This window comes from Pleomorphomonas carboxyditropha (genome assembly GCF_002770725.1).
GTDB classification, from domain to species: domain Bacteria; phylum Pseudomonadota; class Alphaproteobacteria; order Rhizobiales; family Pleomorphomonadaceae; genus Pleomorphomonas; species Pleomorphomonas carboxyditropha.
Genome location: NZ_NQVN01000001.1, coordinates 20,893 through 38,448 on the forward strand (window position 1 = coordinate 20,893; position 17,556 = coordinate 38,448).

16 protein-coding genes are annotated in these 17,556 nt (G+C 66.5%); 13 read left to right on the forward strand and 3 right to left on the reverse strand.

Going from position 1 to position 17,556, the window contains the following annotated elements; all coding sequences use genetic code 11:
* Positions 1–33: 33 nt before the first annotated feature.
* From CJ014_RS00095 to CJ014_RS00125, 7 genes are all read left to right on the forward strand, one after another.
* Positions 34–981: an ABC transporter substrate-binding protein gene (locus CJ014_RS00095; protein WP_100078488.1), complete on the forward strand. Its 948-nt coding sequence runs from the start codon at positions 34–36 to the stop codon at positions 979–981.
* Between the two features lie 123 nt (positions 982–1,104).
* Positions 1,105–2,637 (forward strand): sugar ABC transporter ATP-binding protein, encoded by a 1,533-nt coding sequence (locus CJ014_RS00100; protein ID WP_100078489.1) that lies wholly within the window; start codon positions 1,105–1,107, stop codon positions 2,635–2,637.
* The gene (locus CJ014_RS00105; RefSeq protein ID WP_100078490.1) at positions 2,634–3,668 is read left to right on the forward strand and encodes an ABC transporter permease subunit; all 1,035 of its coding nucleotides are present in this window, start codon (positions 2,634–2,636) and stop codon (positions 3,666–3,668) included. Before CJ014_RS00100 ends, CJ014_RS00105 begins: the two co-directional genes overlap by 4 nt.
* Positions 3,669–3,714: 46 nt before the next feature.
* Complete coding sequence (locus tag CJ014_RS00110; RefSeq protein WP_100078491.1) at positions 3,715–5,079, forward strand: hypothetical protein; 1,365 nt, start codon at positions 3,715–3,717, stop codon at positions 5,077–5,079.
* A gap of 431 nt (positions 5,080–5,510) precedes the next feature.
* Positions 5,511–6,281: a DeoR/GlpR family DNA-binding transcription regulator gene (locus CJ014_RS00115; RefSeq protein WP_100078492.1), complete on the forward strand. Its 771-nt coding sequence runs from the start codon at positions 5,511–5,513 to the stop codon at positions 6,279–6,281.
* A gap of 19 nt (positions 6,282–6,300) precedes the next feature.
* Positions 6,301–7,440, forward strand: coding sequence for an MFS transporter (locus CJ014_RS00120; protein WP_100078493.1), 1,140 nt, complete (start codon positions 6,301–6,303; stop codon positions 7,438–7,440).
* A gap of 11 nt (positions 7,441–7,451) precedes the next feature.
* A complete protein-coding gene (locus tag CJ014_RS00125) occupies positions 7,452–7,832 on the forward strand; it encodes a VOC family protein (protein WP_100078494.1) in 381 nt (126 codons plus the stop codon).
* A gap of 223 nt (positions 7,833–8,055) precedes the next feature.
* On the opposite strand, the gene epmA is transcribed toward CJ014_RS00125, so the two are convergent.
* Positions 8,056–9,105, reverse strand: a complete 1,050-nt coding sequence (gene epmA / locus CJ014_RS00130; protein ID WP_100078495.1) for an EF-P lysine aminoacylase EpmA — start codon at positions 9,103–9,105, stop codon at positions 8,056–8,058.
* A 107-nt stretch (positions 9,106–9,212) separates the two neighbouring features.
* Here epmA and efp point away from each other — a divergent pair, with 107 nt between their 5' ends.
* Positions 9,213–9,782 (forward strand): elongation factor P, encoded by a 570-nt coding sequence (gene efp, locus CJ014_RS00135; RefSeq protein WP_100078496.1) that lies wholly within the window; start codon positions 9,213–9,215, stop codon positions 9,780–9,782.
* 98 nt (positions 9,783–9,880) lie between these two features.
* Here efp and CJ014_RS00140 read toward each other — a convergent pair whose 3' ends face one another.
* Both CJ014_RS00140 and CJ014_RS00145 read right to left on the reverse strand, forming a co-directional pair.
* The gene (locus CJ014_RS00140; RefSeq protein ID WP_100078497.1) at positions 9,881–10,552 is read right to left on the reverse strand and encodes a TetR/AcrR family transcriptional regulator; all 672 of its coding nucleotides are present in this window, start codon (positions 10,550–10,552) and stop codon (positions 9,881–9,883) included.
* A gap of 62 nt (positions 10,553–10,614) precedes the next feature.
* Entirely contained in the window at positions 10,615–11,892 is a 1,278-nt protein-coding gene (locus tag CJ014_RS00145) for an alpha/beta hydrolase (RefSeq protein ID WP_165790691.1), read from the reverse strand.
* Between the two features lie 108 nt (positions 11,893–12,000).
* Here CJ014_RS00145 and CJ014_RS00150 point away from each other — a divergent pair, with 108 nt between their 5' ends.
* The 5 genes from CJ014_RS00150 (at position 12,001) to CJ014_RS00170 (ending at position 17,351) form a co-directional block, all read left to right on the forward strand.
* Complete coding sequence (locus tag CJ014_RS00150; protein ID WP_100078499.1) at positions 12,001–12,999, forward strand: HlyD family secretion protein; 999 nt, start codon at positions 12,001–12,003, stop codon at positions 12,997–12,999.
* Positions 12,996–14,765 carry an ATP-binding cassette domain-containing protein gene (locus tag CJ014_RS00155; RefSeq protein ID WP_100078500.1) on the forward strand — a complete coding sequence of 590 codons (1,770 nt, stop codon included), beginning with the start codon at positions 12,996–12,998 and terminating at the stop codon, positions 14,763–14,765. Before CJ014_RS00150 ends, CJ014_RS00155 begins: the two co-directional genes overlap by 4 nt.
* Positions 14,762–15,892, forward strand: coding sequence for an ABC transporter permease (locus CJ014_RS00160; RefSeq protein ID WP_100078501.1), 1,131 nt, complete (start codon positions 14,762–14,764; stop codon positions 15,890–15,892). The genes CJ014_RS00155 and CJ014_RS00160 overlap by 4 nt, the downstream gene beginning before the upstream one ends.
* 4 nt (positions 15,893–15,896) lie before the next feature.
* Positions 15,897–17,009, forward strand: coding sequence for an ABC transporter permease (locus CJ014_RS00165; RefSeq protein WP_100078502.1), 1,113 nt, complete (start codon positions 15,897–15,899; stop codon positions 17,007–17,009).
* Between the two features lie 180 nt (positions 17,010–17,189).
* Positions 17,190–17,351: an entericidin domain-containing protein gene (locus tag CJ014_RS00170; RefSeq protein ID WP_100078503.1), complete on the forward strand. Its 162-nt coding sequence runs from the start codon at positions 17,190–17,192 to the stop codon at positions 17,349–17,351.
* Positions 17,352–17,556 lie beyond the last annotated feature (205 nt).

Consider the following 17,556-nt stretch of genomic DNA (forward strand, 5'->3'; position numbering starts at 1 on the left):
GTCACGGCGGCCCGCCGAGTGGAGGAAACGATAATGATGCTCAAGCGCTTTGCCCGACTGGCCATGTCGGTTTCGACCGTGGTGCTGGCGGCTGGGTGGACAGTCGCCGACGTCTCCGCCAAGACGCCGGAAAAGATCGCGCAGATCGGCCTGATGGTTCAGGACATGTCCAATCCGTTCTTCTCGGCCATGGACAAGGGCGCCAAGAAGGCGGCGGCCGAGATCGGCGCCACGCTCAACACCCAGGACGCGCAGCTCGACCTCGCCAACCAGAACACCCAGATCGACGCCTTCATCCAGCAGGGCGTCGACCTGATCGTCGTCTCGGCCGTCGACGAGGCCGGCATCGAGCCGGCCATCCAGCGGGCCAAGGAGGCGGGCATCATCGTCATCGCCGTCGATACGCCCGCCCACGGCGCCGACGTGGTGATCATGACCGACGCCGTGCAGGCCGGCGAGCGCTCCTGCGACTATCTGTTCACCCAGATGGGCGGCAAGGGCGAGGTCCTGCTGGTCGACGGCACGCCGATCCAGACGATCATCGATCGCATCACCGGCTGCCGCAACGTCGCCAAGAACTATCCGGACATCAAGATCGTCGGCCAGCAGGCCTCCAAGAACGACCGGGCGTCGGGCCTGGCGGTGACCACCGACATGCTGACCGCCCATCCGGACGTCACCGGCATCTTCGGCATGAACGACCCGTCGGCCCTCGGCGCCGTGCTCGCCGTCGAGCAGGCCGGCAAGGCCGACCAGATCAAGGTGACCGGCGTCGACGGCAGCCCGGAGGCGGTCGAGGAACTGAAGCGCGAGGGATCGCCCTTCATCGGCACGGCCACCCAGAGCCCGGGCGTCATGGTCGAGGAGGCGGTGAAGATCGCCGTCGAGATGACCAAGGGCAACAATCCGGAGCAGAAAACGGTGCTGATCCCCAGCGTCCTCGTCGATCGCAAGAACGTCGAGCAGTATCCGGGCTGGTGAACCCTTGCTCCGGCGGCGGTCTGACGGCGCCGGAGCATCCGCCGGAGCGCGACCGGCATCCTCCCATGCCGACCGGCAGCCCGCCGGGGCGGCTGGGCGCCGGTCGCCAGAAGCGAGGCAAACATGACCCTCTCCGCTCCACCCCTGCTCCGACTTGAGCAGGTCAGCAAGCGTTTCGGCCCGACGCTCGCCCTCAACAAGGTCGACTTCGATCTTCATGCGGGCGAGGTGCATGCGCTGATGGGCGAGAACGGCGCCGGCAAGTCGACGCTGATGAAGATCCTGGCCGGCAACCAGCCGCGCGACGCCGGTCGCATCCTGATGGACGACCGGGAGATAGAGATCCGCTCGCCGCGCGACGCCGGCGCCTACGGCATCGCCATCATCCACCAGGAACTCAACACCGTCCCCGACATGACCATCGCCGAAAACCTGGCGCTCGGCCACGAGCCGGTCACCCGGTTCGGCACGCTGGACCGCCGGGCGCTCGACCGTCAGGCCCGGGAGAAGCTGGCCCGCATCGGCGCCGACATCGATCCGCAGCGCCGCCTCGGCTCGCTCAGCATCGGCATGCAGCAGATGGTCGAGATTGCCCGCGCCGTCAGCGAGAACGCCCGCGTGCTGGTGCTCGACGAGCCGACGGCGGCGCTGTCGCGCGCCGAGGCGCAGCAGCTCTATCGACTGATCGGCCAGATGCGGGCGTCCGGCGTCGGCCTGATCTACATTTCCCACCGCATGGAGGAGGTCTGGCAGCTTGCCGACCGGGTCACCGTGTTCCGTGACGGCGGCCATATTGGCACCGCCAGGATGCAGGACATCACGCCGCCCGACGTGGTGCGCATGATGGTCGGCCGGCCGATGGGCGATCTCTACGACCATCCGCCGCGGACGGCCGGCGACATCGTGCTCGAGGTCGAGGGTCTCGCCGGCAACGGCGTCGGCCCGGTCAGCTTCCATGTCCGCGCCGGCGAGGTGGTGGCCATGTCGGGGCTGATCGGCTCCGGCCGCACGGAGATCGGCCGGCTGATCTTCGGCTCCGATCCTCGGGATGCGGGCATCGTCCGCATCGACGGCAAGACCAGCACGCCGTCGGATTGCGTCGACGCCATAGCCGACGGCATCGGCATGGTGCCGGAAAACCGCAAGGAACAAGGCCTGTTCCTCGGTCACAGCGTCGAGGACAATGTCGCCATCAGTTCGCTCGATCGCTATGTCACGGCCGGCGTCCTGCATCGCGGCGCCATCCACGCCGCGGTTGCCGAGGAGATGGCGCGCCTCCGTCTCAGGGCCAACGCCATCGATCTGCCGGTGAAGTCGCTGTCGGGCGGCAACCAGCAGAAGGCCGTGCTGGCCCGCTGGCTGCTGCGCGACAGCCGCCTGCTGATCCTCGACGAGCCGACGCGCGGCGTCGACATCGGCGCCAAGCGGGAAATCTACGAGATGATCGACGCGCTGGCCCGCGCCGGCAAGGCCATCCTGATGATTTCCTCCGATCTCCCCGAGGCCATCGGCGTGTCCGATCGGCTTCTGGTGATGCGCGGCGGGCGCATCGTTCGCGAACTCGCCTCCGCCGCCGCTTCGGAGGAGGACGTGATGTTCCATGCCACCGGCACGGCCGGCGACCGGACGGCCCGAGGCCACGGAGGAACCCAATGACCAAAGATACCGAAAACCTTCGCCCCGCCGCCGAGCCGGTCCAGCGCGAACCCTTCGATTTCGCCCGCTGGTGGGATCGCGTCGGCATCCTGGTGGTGCTGGCCGTGCTGGTGGTGTTCATGGCTGTGTTCGCGCCCAACTTTGCCCGCGTCGACAACCTGCTCAATATCGCCCGGTCGATATCGGTCAACGCCATCCTGGCCGCCGGCATGACCTTCGTGATCCTGACGGGCGGCATCGATCTGTCGGTCGGCTCGATCATCGCCGTTTCCGGGGTCGTCGCGGTGATCTCGGCGATCGCCGGCCTGCCGGCGCCGGCGGCCGTGATGCTCGGCATGGTGGTCGGCGCCGCCTGCGGCCTCGCCAACGGCGCGCTCAGCGCCTACATGGGGCTCGCTCCGTTCATCGTGACGCTCGGCACCATGACCTTCCTGCGCGGTCTCGCCTACACCATCACCGCCGGCCAGCCGATCGTGTCGAGCGCCCTCAATTTCCGGGACATCGGCAACGGCTATTTTTCCGGCATTCCCGTGCCGGTGATCGTCATGATCATCGTCTACCTGGTGGCATGGTTCCTGCTCGAACGCACGCGCTACGGCCGGCATGTCTACGCCGTCGGCGGCAACCCGGAGGCGGCCAAGCTGGCCGGCGTGCGCGTCAAGCGGATCATCACGTCGGTCTACCTGTTCGCCGGCGCCTGCGCCGGGCTTGCCGGCGTCATCTTCGCCGCCCGCGTCGTTTCCGCCCAGCCGACGGCCGGCACCGGCTACGAGCTCGATGCCATCGCCGCCGTGGTGCTCGGCGGCACGGCACTGGCCGGCGGACGGGGCCGCATCGTCGGCACGCTGATCGGCTCGGTGATCCTCGGCGTGCTGTCGACGGGCCTGATCCTGATGAACGTGCCCTTCTTCACCCAACTGCTGATCAAGGGCGTCGTCATCATCCTGGCCGTGGCGATCGACAGCCTGAAGCAGCGCAGGTTCAGCTTCCGTCTGCCGCTGTTGTCCCGTTCCACCTCGTCCCGGACCTGAAGCCGCCGCATCGCTTCCCGCATTTCGCCTCCCGGAGATTGTTCCCATGACCCTCGTCGTCGATATCGCCGATCCGCTCGCCGGATCGCGCGTGAGCGAGCCTGTCGTTTTCACCGTTCCCGTCGATCTCGCCGCTCCGCTCTACCGGGCAACGCTCGCCGACGGCACGCGCCTCGCCTGCCAGCGCCTCTCCGATGGATCCGGCAACGGCCATACCGCCTTCGTCGCCTGCCTGAGCTTCACCGGAACCGCCCGCCTCACCCTCGGCGAGCCGCTGGCCGACGCGGAGGCCGCCGCCCTGCCGGGCATTCGCGTCCTGCCGGGGCGGGAGGCCGACTGCTTCGCCCGCCTCGATACCGGCGCCTTCGATCTGGAGCTTTGCTCCGGCACCGCCGAGGGGACCGGGGCCTCCAAATGGGGGGTGCGCCACTTCAAGGGTCTTGCCGACGGTTTCGAGCTGCTGCCATCGGGCAACAACGCCATCGGCGGCTTTTACGGCCCCTTCTTCACGCCGGAGAACGGCCTGATCAATCCGCCCGAGCATACCAGGGTCGACATCGAAATCGTCGAGCGCGGACCGCTCCTTCACCACTACCGCATGCGCGGGGCGATCCCGGACGGCCTGCTGCCCGAGCTGCGCGGCAAGCGCTTCGCCATCGACTGGCGCTTTACCTACGGCACGCCCTATTTCCAGCGCCGCTACCAGGTGGACGATTTCCAGACGGTGATCAACGGCCGCTCGGTCACCAACAAGATCACCGTCGGCGACGAGTTCGAGGGCGGGGTAGGGCAACTGGTCTTCGATCGCTTCGCCGCCTACGGCGGCACGCGCTACCGCGCCGGCGATCCCTATGCCGGGCTGCTGGTCGACATGGTGAACGAAACACTGGCCGAGGCCACCACCGACAATCCCAAGTTCGCCGCGTTCCGCGACAAGCTGAGCCGGATGGACGAGGCGCATTGGGATCTCTACTGGCGGCTGTTCTCGGCCTGGGAAAAGGCGTTGCCGGAGGCGGAGATTGCCGAGCGGCTGGCGCGGGTGCGGGCGGCGGCCCACGTGGCGGCCGACCTCAACGACCGGGCGTGGACGCTGGCCGACCGGCCCGTGGACGTGTCGGCCGTGCCGCATGAAACGATCTTCCCCGGGCCGGCCAGCAAGACGGCGGAATTTCACGTCGCTTCGGGGCGCGCCATGGTCTGGTGGACCTCCGCTCCCTCCGGTGCCTTCCAGATCGTTCAGCGGCGCCAGTCGGGCTGGGTCAATTGGGGCTCGAACGGCGAAAACGAGTGCCCCGAACTGCCGGTGGGCGTCGACATCAAGACCGCCTACGGCCCGTTTGCCGAGAGCTGGCAAACCGTGGCCGACCAGTTGGAGACCGCCCCCTCGGCCGTCGTCAGGCTCTCCCCCTGACGACGCCGACGCGCCGCCCGCCTCGCCTCCCCCCGGAGAGGCGGGCGGCTTCCATGGTGCAGGAGGGATGGTAAATGCCCATTTGATCGATAGGGCGTCCTATATCGGCCCTGTGCCTCTTCCTGCCCGAGGTCCTACGCCTTCGCGTAGGATGACAGTGAATTATATATATGGAACAATAGGATAGGTTGTCATCCTACGCGAAGGCGTAGGACCTCGGGCATAAAAGGGCGGACGGCACATATGGGGTTCTGCTGGAATAGGGCTCCCCCGGAAAGAAAAAGCCTTCCTGAATCCGCCCACCGGTGACTGCCTCCTAACGATATGATGGTTGCTCACTGCGCAAAATGACACTATGTAACGATTCATAAAATCGATTCATACTTGTTTATACGCGTTGTTGTTCTCGTTTGTGCACGTTATAAGGCGGCATGTCCGAGGAACTGCCGCTTGCCCGCCGTGATCTGATCGCCGCCCGTCTCGCCGAGGGGCAGTCGGTGGCGTCGGTCCAGCTCGCCGCCGAGTTCGGCGTGTCCGAGGACGCCATCCGTCGCGATCTCCGGGCGCTGGCCGCCGACGGGCGCTGCCGCCGCGTCTATGGCGGCGCCTTGCCGCTGCCGGTGAGGCCGCTGTCGGCGCGGCTCGGCGAAGGCGTCGGCGCCAAGCGGGCGCTGGCGGCGCGGGCGGCGGTGCTGGTGGGGAAGGGGCAGTTGATCTTCCTCGACGCCGGCAGCACGCATGTGGCGCTGGCCGATGCGCTGCCGGAGGATTTCGGGCTGACGGTGGCGACCAATTCGGTGGACGTCGCCGCCGCCGTGCTCGGCCGGCAGGACATCGACCTGCTGATGATCGGCGGGGCGGTGGATGCCGCCATCGGCGGGGCGGTCGATGCCGTCGCCGTCGAGGCGGTGTCGTGCCTTGCCGTCGATCTCTCCTTCATCGGCGTCTGCGGCCTCACGGCCGCCGATGGCGTCGGCGCCTTGCACCATGCCGATGCCGGCTTCAAGCGCGCCGTGATGGCGGCGAGCCGGCAAAGCGCCGCGCTCGTCACCAGCGACAAGTTCGATGCCCGCGCGCCCTATCGCGTCGCGCCGGCGGGCGCCTTTTCGCATTTTATCGTCGAGGAGGGCGCGCCCGAGGCGTTTCTCGCCGACCTCAGGGGAACCGGCGCCGAGATTCTGACGGCCGGCGGCCCATCATGAATTTCCGGAGCTTGACAGCATGACATCCGTAGATCGGCCGGCCACCCGGCTTGCCACCCGTCTCGCCTTCCTGGTGGCCGGCTTCGGCGTCGCCTGCTGGGCGCCGCTCATTCCCTATGCCAAGGCGCGGCTGGCCGTCGACGACGGCGTGCTGGGCCTCCTGCTGCTCTGCCTCGGCATCGGCTCGGTGGTGGCCATGCTGATGACCGGCATGCTGAGCGCCCGCTACGGCAGCAAGCCGATCATCATCGGCGGGGCGATCGGCATGGCGGTCTTCCTGCCGCTGCTCGCCGTGGCGTCGACGCCGCTGACGCTCGGACTGGCGCTGTTCCTGTTCGGCGGCTCGCTGGGTTCGCTGGACGTCGCCATGAACATTCACGCCGTCGAGGTGGAGAAGGCGGCGAAAAGGCCGCTGATGTCCGGCTTCCACGGCCTCTACAGCGTCGGCGGGTTCATCGGCTCGATATTCGCCATCTTCCTGCTGTCGGTGCGGCTCGGGCCGCTGCCGACCATGCTGGTCGCCGCCGCGCTGATGCTCGTCGCCACGCTGGCGATCGCGCCGCGCCTGATCACGGCGGTCGGCGCCCGGGGCGGCCCGCTGTTCGCCGTGCCGCGCGGCTTCGTGCTGCTGCTGGCCGTGCTGACGGCCATCGTCTTCCTGGTCGAGGGCGCGGTGCTCGACTGGGGCGCCCTCTATCTCACCGGCGCCGGTCTGGTCGCGGCGGAGCAGGGCGGCATGGGCTACATGGTGTTCTCGATCGCCATGACGGTGATGCGGCTCGCCGGCGACGCGGTGGTCGGCCGCTTCGGCGACCGGGCGACGCTGTTCTGGGGCAGCATCATCGGCATCGCCGGCTTCGCCGTGGTGCTGGTGGCGCCGGTCGCCGCTATCGCCATGGCCGGCTACCTGCTGGTCGGCGTCGGGCTCGCCAACATCGTGCCGGTGCTGTTCCGGCAGGCCGGCAACCAGTCGGTGATGCCGTCCGGCCTGGCGGTCACCGCCGTCACCACCGCCGGCTATGCCGGCGTGCTGTTGGGTCCGGCCGGCATCGGCTTCGTCGCCAAGCTGACCAGCCTTCCCGCCTCGCTGTGGATGCTGACGGCGCTGATGCTGCTGGTGACGCTGACGGCCGGCCGGGTGGCGGGACGCAAGCATTGAGGAGAAGACGCATGCGCCTTGCCCACGTCGCCCTCTGGACGCTCGATCTCGACGCCGCCGTCGCCTTCTGGCGCCGCCATTTCGACGCCGAGGTCGGCGAGCTCTACGAGAGCCGCAACCGGCCGGGCTTCCGCTCGCGCTTCATCCGGTTGCCGGACGGTGGCGCTATCGAGCTGATGGCCAGGCCGTGGGTCGAGGCGGCGTCGCCGGCCGAGCGGGCCGGCTGGGATCACGTCGCCGTCTCGCTGGGCGGCGACGCAGCGGTCGATGCGCTCGCCGCCCGCTGCCGGGACGACGGGTGTCTTCTGTCCGGCCCGCGCCGGACCGGCGATGGCTTCTATGAAGCCGTGATCGCCGCGCCGGACGGCACGCGCATAGAGATCACGAGCTAAAGAAGCCGCCTTGTTGCAAATATTTTCGTCTAATAGTTTTTGCAGCCCTGACCATAATTACAAAGTGAAACTGTGCCGAATGCGCTCAATTTAACGGAAGTGAATCCATCCGAACTGGAAATGCTTCCGCCGGTCAGAAGTCCGTGGAGAAATATTGCGATCCCGATAATGAGGGAAGACTTTACAATATCGCTCATTTTATCCTCATATGATCTACTTATATCTAAACCGGGGCCCAGACGACGTCCTCGATGGAGCGGGCGCCGCTGGCCAGCACCACCAGCCGTTCGAAGCCGAGGGCTATGCCGGAGGCCTCGGGCATGTGGGCGAGGGCGGCGAGGAAGTCCTCGTCGAGCGGATAGCGCTCGCCGTAGATGCGCTCCTTGATGTCCATCTCTTCCTCGAAGCGGCGGCGCTGCTCGGCCGGGTCGGTCAGCTCGCCGAAGGCGTTGGCGAGCTCGACGCCGCAGGCATAGAGCTCGAAGCGCTCGGCAAGGCGCGGGTCGCCGGCGACCGGGCGGGAGAGGGCGGCCTCGCAGGTCGGGTATTCGTAGAAGATGGTCGGCCTGTCCATGCCGAGGTTGGGCTCGATGCTCTCGACGAGGACGCGGGAGTAGATGTCGGTCCAACTGTCGTCGGCGACGACGCGGTAGCCGCGCGCCCCTGCCTGCGCCGCCAGGCCGTCGCGGTCGGGCGCGCCGGGGTCGTCGGTGAGGGTTGCGAGCAGATCGATGCCGGCGTAGCGGGCAAAGGCCTCGGCGACGGTGAGCTTTTCCGGCGCGGCGAAGGGATCGGCGGTGCGGCCGCGCCAGACGAACTTGTCGCGGCCGAGCGTCGTGGCGGCGAGCCGCATCAGCGCCACCGCGTCGTCCATCAGTTGCTCGTAGGGCTCGTTCGCCCGGTACCATTCGAGCAGCGTGAACTCGGAGGAATGCAGCGCCCCCTTCTCGCGGTTGCGGAAGACGCGGGCGAAATCGAAGATGCGGCTCTCGCCGGCGGCGAGCAGCTTCTTGGCCGTGAACTCCGGCGAGGTGTGGAGATAGCGCGGCTGCCGGCTGCCGTCGGGGCCGACCTTCTCGGTGGCGAAGGCGTGGAGGTGCGCCTCGTTGCCGGGCGACACCTGCAGCGCCGGGCATTCGACCTCGGTGAAGCCGGCCTCCTCGAACCAGGCCCTGACGGCGCGCTTGATCTCTCCCCGGGCGGCCAGGAACGGACGGCGGGCCAGATGGCGCTCGGTCGACCACCAGGGCGAATCTCCGGCCGTTTCGTGCATTCCGCCTCTTCCTTTTCCGCTGCAAAAATGTCAGGAGAGACGCGAAGCACGCCCGGAGCCACCGCTTCGAGGCCACGCCACCCTTTTGTCAGGATATCCGATACGTCATGGTCAAGGTCATCGCTAGCCAAATCCGCAAGGGCAACGTCGTCGAGCTGGATGACAAGCTCCACGTCGTCCTGCTGGCCGAGAATTTCCATCCGGGCAAGGGCACGCCCACCACGCAGATCGACATGCGCCGCATCAACGACGGCGTGAAGGTGTCGGTGCGCTACAAGACCACCGAAATGGTCGAGCGCGCCCAGATCGACGAGCGTCCCTACACCTTCCTCTACGAGGAAGAGCATGGCTTCGCCTTCATGCAGATGGAGACCTACGAGCAGATCTCCGTGTCCAAGGACGTGGTCGGCGACCGCGCGCCCTTCCTGGCCGAGAACATGGAATGCCATATCGGCGTCTACAACGACGTGCCGGTGTCGATCGAGCTGCCGCAGCGGGTGACGCTGGAAGTCACCGAGACCGAGCCGGCGGTCAAGGGCCAGACGGCCGCTTCCTCCTACAAGCCGGCCATCCTGTCGAACGGCGTGCGCACCATGGTGCCGCCGTTCATCACCATCGGGACCCGCATCGTGGTGATGACCGAGGACGCCTCCTACGTCGAGCGCGCCAAGGACTGATTTCAGGCCGGTCGCCGCCTTTGGCGACGATCCCGGCGAAGCACCGGGGGGCCGGCGATCCTGGCGATCGCCGGAACGGCCGCGGGCGATCGGAAAGCCTACCCCTGATTGCCGTTGAAATTGGCCGCGCTGCAATTCCGCGCGACGGCCTCGAGGCCACCGATGGCAAAATCATAAAGATGATCCGCCAGATCCTGGCGCGGCGAGCCGAAAATGGGATCGGCAAGGATCGGCAGATTCCGTCCGGCGACCAGAAGCATGGCACAGGGCGCTCCGATGCTGATCAGGCACCGGTTCAGAGCCGGATGACCGGCGGGAATCGTGGTGATCTCGCTCAGCAGAGACAGGACGATCTGCAATTTCGGCAGAATTTCCTTCTGCTCCAGGACTTGCAGATGCGATGAGGGAGACAGCAACTCCCGGCCCAGGACCCTGGCCTGCCAGCCCCGATGGCCGACCACAGCGCCGACCAGTCCCTCGATCAATTTCCTCAGCTTGTCGCGTGCCGGCGCTTCGAGCGCCTCGATCCGGCGCAAATCTTCGATGTTGATGAGATAACGGTGCGCCGCGACGAGGACCGCCTCGTAAAGACCGCCACGGCTGCCGAAATGATAATTGATCGAGGCCAGGTCCACGTCCGCCCGGGCAGCGATCATCTTGTTCGTCGTTTCGGCAAAGCCGTTCGATGCGAACAGCTCTCCCGCCGCCTCGAGTATGCGTTGATAGGTTGCCTCGCCATCGGTGCGCTGGGTGCGGACTGCTTTTTTCATGGCGCCGATCCAAACGAGCCCATTTCCTGTTTCCTCAAGCCTTTGGCGCGATGGCCCGGACATCATTGCGATCCGGCAACGATCCGCGCCGCCCCCGTGAACGGCGCCGACAGGACGCGCCCGGTGGTATCTAGCAGATAAACACCGGCCTGTCGGATGCCATCGGGCAATCCGCCGTCCCTTGCGGCGTCCGAATAGCGTGCTGCGAACGCTATGAAGCGATCGTGGTTGAAGCCGTCGCTGGCGGGCATGGTCGTGATATCGATGAAACGCATGCCATCCGAGCGGACGATGTCGAGGATTCGCGGGTCGTCGACGCTCATCGAGCCGAGGCGCGGCCTTCCGCCGGCGAGCCGGCTCGAAATGGCGAGCGCGCGGTCGTCCGCCGATACCAGCACGGTCAGCGGCGAGGAGAGACGGCCGACGGCGGCGGCTTGTTTTCGGAAGACGTCGATATCGATATCCGGCGCCGCGAGCCCGACTTGAAGGTGAGCGATGACTTCGTTCTCGCCCTCGAGCCGGAGCTGCCGAAGCGCCTCCATGACCAGCCAGGCGCCCATGCTGTGGCCGACGACGGCAATCCGCCCGCCGGGTCGCGATCGGCCCAGCATGACCAGCAACCGCGCAAGATCGTCGCGTGCGAAAGTAGTCGAATCCCGGTCCGCGACATAACCCGCGACGCTCGCCTGCGAAGGCCAGGAGAAGAGAACCGGAATGATCGTTTGCCCGGCTTCGGCGCTCAATTGGGCGAGCCGGAAAACGGCCTCCTGATAGCTGTAGTTGTAGCCATGGACGAATATCACGATCGTCTCGCCCCCCTTTTTTTGCATGCTCGCGACGTGTCGGGCGAATGCCGTTTCGTCGAGAGCCCGCCGCTCGGTGGCGACGAAGTCACCTGACGGGTCAGTGTCGGGAGAATGTACGGAGGGGTACGGCCCGCCGTTCGGCGCTTTCTCGAGCATCGTGATTGCTTCGTAGCTCAATATTCCCCGGTCGACGCCGTAGACGGGCGGCGTGACCTGCGCCGGCGCGCGATCGGTTGCCGCGAGAATGGTGATGCTCTTTGCATCTTTCAGGGAACTGGGGATGGGGTCGAGGGTTTCGGGACCGGGGCGCGCGGCACAAGCCGTCAGCGCCATTGCAAGGACCACGGCCGACAGTGAGAAGCCCGGCACCGCCAGCCGGGTGCCGAAAGCGCGCGGTGAGTGTCGGCAAGGCAAGGCCCGGCTCCGGCAGCCGGTAAGGGATGCGCCTTCCGGCCGGCAAATCTTCACCGTGCCGTCGCCGGAGGTGCAAGGGGCGGCATTCCGTTTCGCTCGAAGCCAGGTGTCGGGTGCCAAAATCGTTCCTCTCGCTTTGGACTGGACAATAGCAATGTCATATTCTAAATCCAATTTAAATTTAAAATCTGGTTCGCCGGATCGATTGGGCGATTTAGGATTTTGCAGATGAAGAGAAGCCTTGTTGCCATCCTGTTGCTCGCCGCGATTGCTGCCGCCGGCTGGTATTGGTGGAGCCATCGCGATGCCGATGAGACCGGTGAACTGGTGCTGCATGGCAATGTCGACATCCGTCAGGTGTCCCTCGCGTTTGACAACGGTGGCCGGATCACCGAGCTGACAGCCGAGGAAGGCGACCGGGTAAAGGCCGGGCAGATCGCCGGCCGGCTCGATACGCGCGCCCTGGAGATCCAGGCCCGACAGACCGAGGCCAACGTCGAAGTCCAGCGGCAAACCCTGCTGAAACTCCGCAATGGTCCGCGTCCGGAAGAGATCGCCCAGGTGCGCGCCCAACTGGCCTCGGCCGAGGCTTCAGCCGCTCATGCCGAGCAGGACCTTTCCCGCGCCACCCGCCTGCAGGCGGCCGGCAATGGCACCATCAGCCAGCAGAGCTACGACCAGGCGCAGGCGGACGCCAGGGCTGCCGGAGCCAAGGTCAGCGAGCTGCGCGCCGCCCTGCAACTGGAGGAGGCCGGCAGCCGCGCCGAGGAGATCGCCGGCGCCGAGGCGGAGCTCAAGGCCTCGGAAGCGGGTCTCGACCTGCTGCGTCTCCAGATCGATCAGGGTTTGCTGCGCATCCCCGTCGATGCCGTCGTGCGCTCGCGGCTGCACGAGCCGGGCGACATGGTGAGCTCGTCCTCGGCGGTGCTTGCCCTGGCGCTCACCGAGCCGAAGTGGGTGCGCGTCTACGTCGGCGAGCCGGATCTCGGCCGGATCAGGCCGGGCATGGCGGCGGAGGTGTTCACCGACAGTGAGCCGGATCGCCCTGTCGCCGGCAAGGTGGGCTACATCTCGTCGGTTGCCGAGTTCACGCCGAAGTCGGTGCAGACGGAGGAACTGCGCACCAACCTTGTCTACGAAGTGCGCGTCGTCGTCGAGGATGCCGGGGATGTCCTGCGCCTCGGCCAGCCGGCCACCGTTCGTCTGGCGACCGGGACCGCGCCATGAACGGTGCCGAAATCACCGTCTCGGTCGAAGCGCTGCGCAAGACGTTCGAGGCGCCCGATGGCGGCGCCGTCGCCGCCGTTGACGGCATATCCATGACGGTGCGTGCCGGCGAGTTGACCGCGCTGGTCGGTCCGGACGGCGCCGGCAAGACGACTCTCATGCGGATGATCGCCGGACTCCTGAAAATCGACGCCGGATCGTTGCGCGTGCTCGGCCTGGATGTCGCCGCCGATCCGCAGTCGGTCCAGGACCGCATCAGCTACATGCCGCAACGCTTCGGCCTCTACGAGGATCTGAGCGTGCAGGAAAATCTGGACCTCTATGCCGACCTGCACGGCGTACCGCAGCAGGAACGGCGCGATCGCTTCGCCCGCATGCTTGAAATGACCGACATGGCACGGTTCACCGAACGGCCGGCGGGTAAGCTTTCGGGCGGCATGAAACAGAAGCTCGGCCTTGCCTGCACGCTGGTCCGCTCGCCCGATCTGCTGCTGCTCGACGAGCCGAGCGTAGGGGTCGACCCGCTGTCGCGACGCGATCTGTGGAAGATCGTGCAGCAACTCGTCGACGAGGAACATCTCAGCGTGATCGTCAGCACCGCCTACATGGACGAGGCGGAGCGTTGCGCGCAGGTCTTCGTGATGAACAGGGGCCGGCTCCTGGCCGAGGGCGCGCCCGAAACCCTGCGGACACGAGCGCAAGGCCTGACCTTTACCGCGACGCCGTCCGAGGGGATGCCGGCGCGCGAGTTGCAAGCCAGGCTGATCGACGCGCCGGACCGCATCATCGATGCCGTCCCGAGCGGCGGCAGCGTCCGCTTCATCCGCCAGCCCGAGACGGATGATGCGCGGTTGCGGGACCTGCTGCACGACGCGCCGATCGAGCCGCGTCCGGAAGAACTGGAAGACGCCTTCATGATGCTCCTGCGGCAGGAAGAGGCCGAGGTCGCGACGGCACTGACCGACCAGCCGGCTTCCGAACCCGCTTCGGCGCAGGCCGATCAGGACAAGCCGGTGATCGTCGTGCGTGACCTCGTGCGCAAGTTCGGCGACTTCACGGCGGTCGCCAGTACTTCCTTCGACGTCGCTCGCGGCGAGATATTCGGACTGCTCGGCCCGAACGGAGCAGGCAAGACGACGACCTTCCGCATGTTGTGCGGCCTCCTGCCGGCCACCAGCGGCCATCTGGAAGTGGCCGGTCTCAACCTGCGCACCGCGCGGGCGGCAGCGCGCGGGCGCATCGGCTATGTCTCCCAGAAATTCGCGCTCTACGGCAATCTCTCGGTCCGTGAAAATCTGGAATTCTTCGGCGGCGCCTATGGCCTTCGGGGAAAGAGGCTCAAGACGCGCGTGGCGGCGTCCCTGGAGCAATTCGGCCTCGATCCCTCGGCGCAAAGCGGCATTCTGCCCGCTGGCTACAAGCAGCGCCTCGCCATGGCGACCGGCCTCATCCATCAGCCGGACATCCTGTTTCTGGACGAGCCGACCAGCGGCATCGATCCGCTCGCCCGGCGGGCGTTCTGGCGGACCATCACGGCGCTTGCCGGAGGCGGGGTGACGATCATCATCACCACCCACTTCATGGAGGAAGCGGAATATTGCGACCGCATCGCCATCCAGGATGCCGGCCGGGTGCTGGCGCTCGGCACGCCGCGCGATGTGCGCCAACAGGCCGGTGACGCGGGCGTCATGGACATGAACAGCGCCTTCATCGCCATCGTCGAGCAGGGCCGTGCCAAGCATGACGCCAAGGAGGCGGCGGCATGAGCGCTTCCGGCTTCGCCACCCGGCTGATCGCTCTCACCCGCAAGGAAACCCGGCAGATGTTGCGCGACCGCAGCAATCTGATCGTCGGGCTTCTGCTGCCGGTCGTTCTCATTCTGCTGTTCGGTTACGGCCTCTCCTTCGACGTGAAGGACGCCCGCGTGACCGTGGTGCTGGAGGACAGCTCTCCGACCGCGCGCAATGCCGTCGCGGGAATGCGGGGCTCACCCTATCTGGCGCCCGCCTGGGCCACATCGATGGCCGAGGCAGAGCAGATGATCCGGGCTGGCCAGACCGACGCCATCCTGCGCGTGCCGGGCGATTTCTCGCGACGGCTGGCCGCCGGCGATGCCCAATTGCAACTGCTGCTCAACGGCGTCGACTCCAATACCGCCGCGACCATCGAGGGCTACGTCAGCGGCGCCCTCGCCATTCCGGCGCAGCAGCAGGCCGATCGCGCCGGCAACAAGCCCTCCGGGGTCGCCAGTGTCGTCGTCGTGCAACGCATGTGGTTCAACGAGGCCGGCGAAAGCACCTGGTATCTGGTGCCGGGACTGGTGGTGCTGGTCATGACGCTGATCGGCGCCTTCCTGACCTCGCTGCTGGTCGCACGCGAATGGGAGCGCGGCACGCTGGAATCGCTGTTCGTCACGCCGGTCCGGCCACTGGAGCTGGTGCTGGCCAAGCTGGCGCCCTACATCGTCATCGGCGCCATCGACCTCGCGATGTGCCTGCTGGCGGCGCGGTACCTGTTCGACGTGCCGATGCGCGGCTCGCTCTGGGTGATCATCCTCGCTTCGCTTCTCTACCTGATGGTCTCGCTCGGTCTCGGCCTTTTCATCTCCGCCACGACGCGCAATCAATTCGCCGCCAGCCAGATGGCGCTGCTCACCAGCTTCATGCCGGCCATGATGCTGTCCGGTTTCGTCTTCGACCTGCGCAACGTGCCCGTGGTGATCCAGGTCGTCAGCAAGGTGCTGCCGGCGACGCATTTCATGGGGCTGATCAAGACCCTTTTCATGGCAGGCGACTACTGGCCGGACATCCTGCGCGACTGCGCCATCCTCGCGCTCTACGCCGTGGTGCTGATCGCGGCGACGCGCCGCTCTCTCAAAAAGAAGCTGGACTGATGCGATGCAGAGGGCAATCGACTATCTGGCGAGGACACTGGCGCTCATCCGCAAGGAGCTCCTCGCCTTGCTCAAGGATCCGTCGAGCCGTACGCTTCTCTTCGCGCCCGCCGTATTGCAGGCGCTGCTGTTCGGCTATGGCGCGACCTACGATCTCACCCATGTACCCTATGCCGTCCTCGACCAGAGCCGGGGTGCCGCTTCCACGGATCTCCTGGCCCGGCTCGACGGGACGGGCGTGTTCAAGCGCGTGGCGACGCTGACGACATCCAGCCAGATTGCGGAGATGATCGATGGCGGCGATGCGCTCCTTGTGATCGGCATTCCTTCCGACTTCGAGGCGCGCCTGGCTTCCGGCCGGCAGGCCCCGCTGCAGGTGATCCTCGACGGCCGCAATTCCTCCACGGCCGGTTCTGCGTCGGGGTACGTGTCCTCGATCGTCGCCAGTTACAACCAGTCGCTCGGCAATACGTCATCCATTACCGTCGTGCGACGCGCCTGGTTCAATCCCAACCTCGAATCCCGCTGGAACATGATGCCGGCTCTCATCGCGTCGCTCAGCATGTTGCAGACACTTTTGCTGGCGGCATTGTCGGTGGCGCGCGAGCGAGAACAAGGCACTTTCGATCAACTGCTGGTGACGCCGTTCACGCCGCTGCAGATCCTGATCGGCAAGGCGCTGCCCTCCATCCTGCTCGGTCTCGTCCAGTCGACGATCATTTTCCTGATCATCCTGTTCTGGTTCCAGATCCCGATGAACGGCTCGGTCTGGCTGCTCTATCTCGGGCTCTTCATGTTCACGGTGGCGGCCGTCGGCATCGGCCTGTCGATCTCGGCGGTGTCGCTGACCATGCAGCAGGCCATGCTCTACACCTTCATACTGGTCATGCCCCTCATGCTGCTGTCGGGCCTGCTGACGCCGGTTCGAAACATGCCGGCTATCCTTCAACTCGCCACCTACGTGAATCCTTTGCGTTTCGGCATCGATCTTGTGCGCCGCGTCTATTTGGAAGGCGCCGGCTTTGGCGATGTCGCGTTCGACTTCGTGCCCCTTCTCATCGTCGCCGCTCTTACGCTGCCGCTCGCCGCCTGGTTGTTCAGGCATCGGCTCAATTGAGGCGCCTTTTCACCGACGGGGCGGGGCGATCCGACGGAAACCGGAACCGAGCGGCTGAAAGAGCTCGACCGGAAATTCTACTCCCGAGTGTTTTTCTTTGTGGACGTGGAACCGATCGCCCTCCCGATGCGTCTCATGGAAAGGCCTGCCCGGCCGCGTCTTAACAGGAAAGGCTCCCCCATGTCCGTAAAGTCCATCCTCAGCATCGGTATCGTCGCCCTTTCGGTCGTCGCCTTCGGCGGTTGCGCCAATACGATCCGCGGCGTCGGCAAGGATACGGCCAACGCCGTCGACGCCACCCAGTCCGCCGGCAACAACATCGGCAACGCCGCCGCCCGCTGAGCGGCCGCCGGCGGCGCCGGCATGGGATGACATGGGCGGGCCGGCTTTCCCGGCCCGCTTTCCAGGACAGAGCTCCGCCGATCCCTGGGGATGGCGGGGCTTTTTCTTTTGGCGGAAGGGCGGCCGAAGCCGCGTTCGGCACGGGCAATTTCTGCCGGCCGGCCCCGTCCGTCCGGGCGAAAGGGCCGGCCGAAGGCGGACGCCC

Coding starts and splice junctions, on each gene's coding strand:
- CJ014_RS00095 (WP_100078488.1), top strand. CDS start 34: ATGATGCTCAAGCGCTTTGCCCGACTGGCCATGTCGGTTTCGACCGTG.
- CJ014_RS00100 (WP_100078489.1), top strand. CDS start 1,105: ATGACCCTCTCCGCTCCACCCCTGCTCCGACTTGAGCAGGTCAGCAAG.
- CJ014_RS00105 (WP_100078490.1), top strand. CDS start 2,634: ATGACCAAAGATACCGAAAACCTTCGCCCCGCCGCCGAGCCGGTCCAG.
- CJ014_RS00110 (WP_100078491.1), top strand. CDS start 3,715: ATGACCCTCGTCGTCGATATCGCCGATCCGCTCGCCGGATCGCGCGTG.
- CJ014_RS00115 (WP_100078492.1), top strand. CDS start 5,511: ATGTCCGAGGAACTGCCGCTTGCCCGCCGTGATCTGATCGCCGCCCGT.
- CJ014_RS00120 (WP_100078493.1), top strand. CDS start 6,301: ATGACATCCGTAGATCGGCCGGCCACCCGGCTTGCCACCCGTCTCGCC.
- CJ014_RS00125 (WP_100078494.1), top strand. CDS start 7,452: ATGCGCCTTGCCCACGTCGCCCTCTGGACGCTCGATCTCGACGCCGCC.
- epmA (WP_100078495.1), bottom strand. CDS start 9,105: ATGCACGAAACGGCCGGAGATTCGCCCTGGTGGTCGACCGAGCGCCAT.
- efp (WP_100078496.1), top strand. CDS start 9,213: ATGGTCAAGGTCATCGCTAGCCAAATCCGCAAGGGCAACGTCGTCGAG.
- CJ014_RS00140 (WP_100078497.1), bottom strand. CDS start 10,552: ATGAAAAAAGCAGTCCGCACCCAGCGCACCGATGGCGAGGCAACCTAT.
- CJ014_RS00150 (WP_100078499.1), top strand. CDS start 12,001: ATGAAGAGAAGCCTTGTTGCCATCCTGTTGCTCGCCGCGATTGCTGCC.
- CJ014_RS00155 (WP_100078500.1), top strand. CDS start 12,996: ATGAACGGTGCCGAAATCACCGTCTCGGTCGAAGCGCTGCGCAAGACG.
- CJ014_RS00160 (WP_100078501.1), top strand. CDS start 14,762: ATGAGCGCTTCCGGCTTCGCCACCCGGCTGATCGCTCTCACCCGCAAG.
- CJ014_RS00165 (WP_100078502.1), top strand. CDS start 15,897: ATGCAGAGGGCAATCGACTATCTGGCGAGGACACTGGCGCTCATCCGC.
- CJ014_RS00170 (WP_100078503.1), top strand. CDS start 17,190: ATGTCCGTAAAGTCCATCCTCAGCATCGGTATCGTCGCCCTTTCGGTC.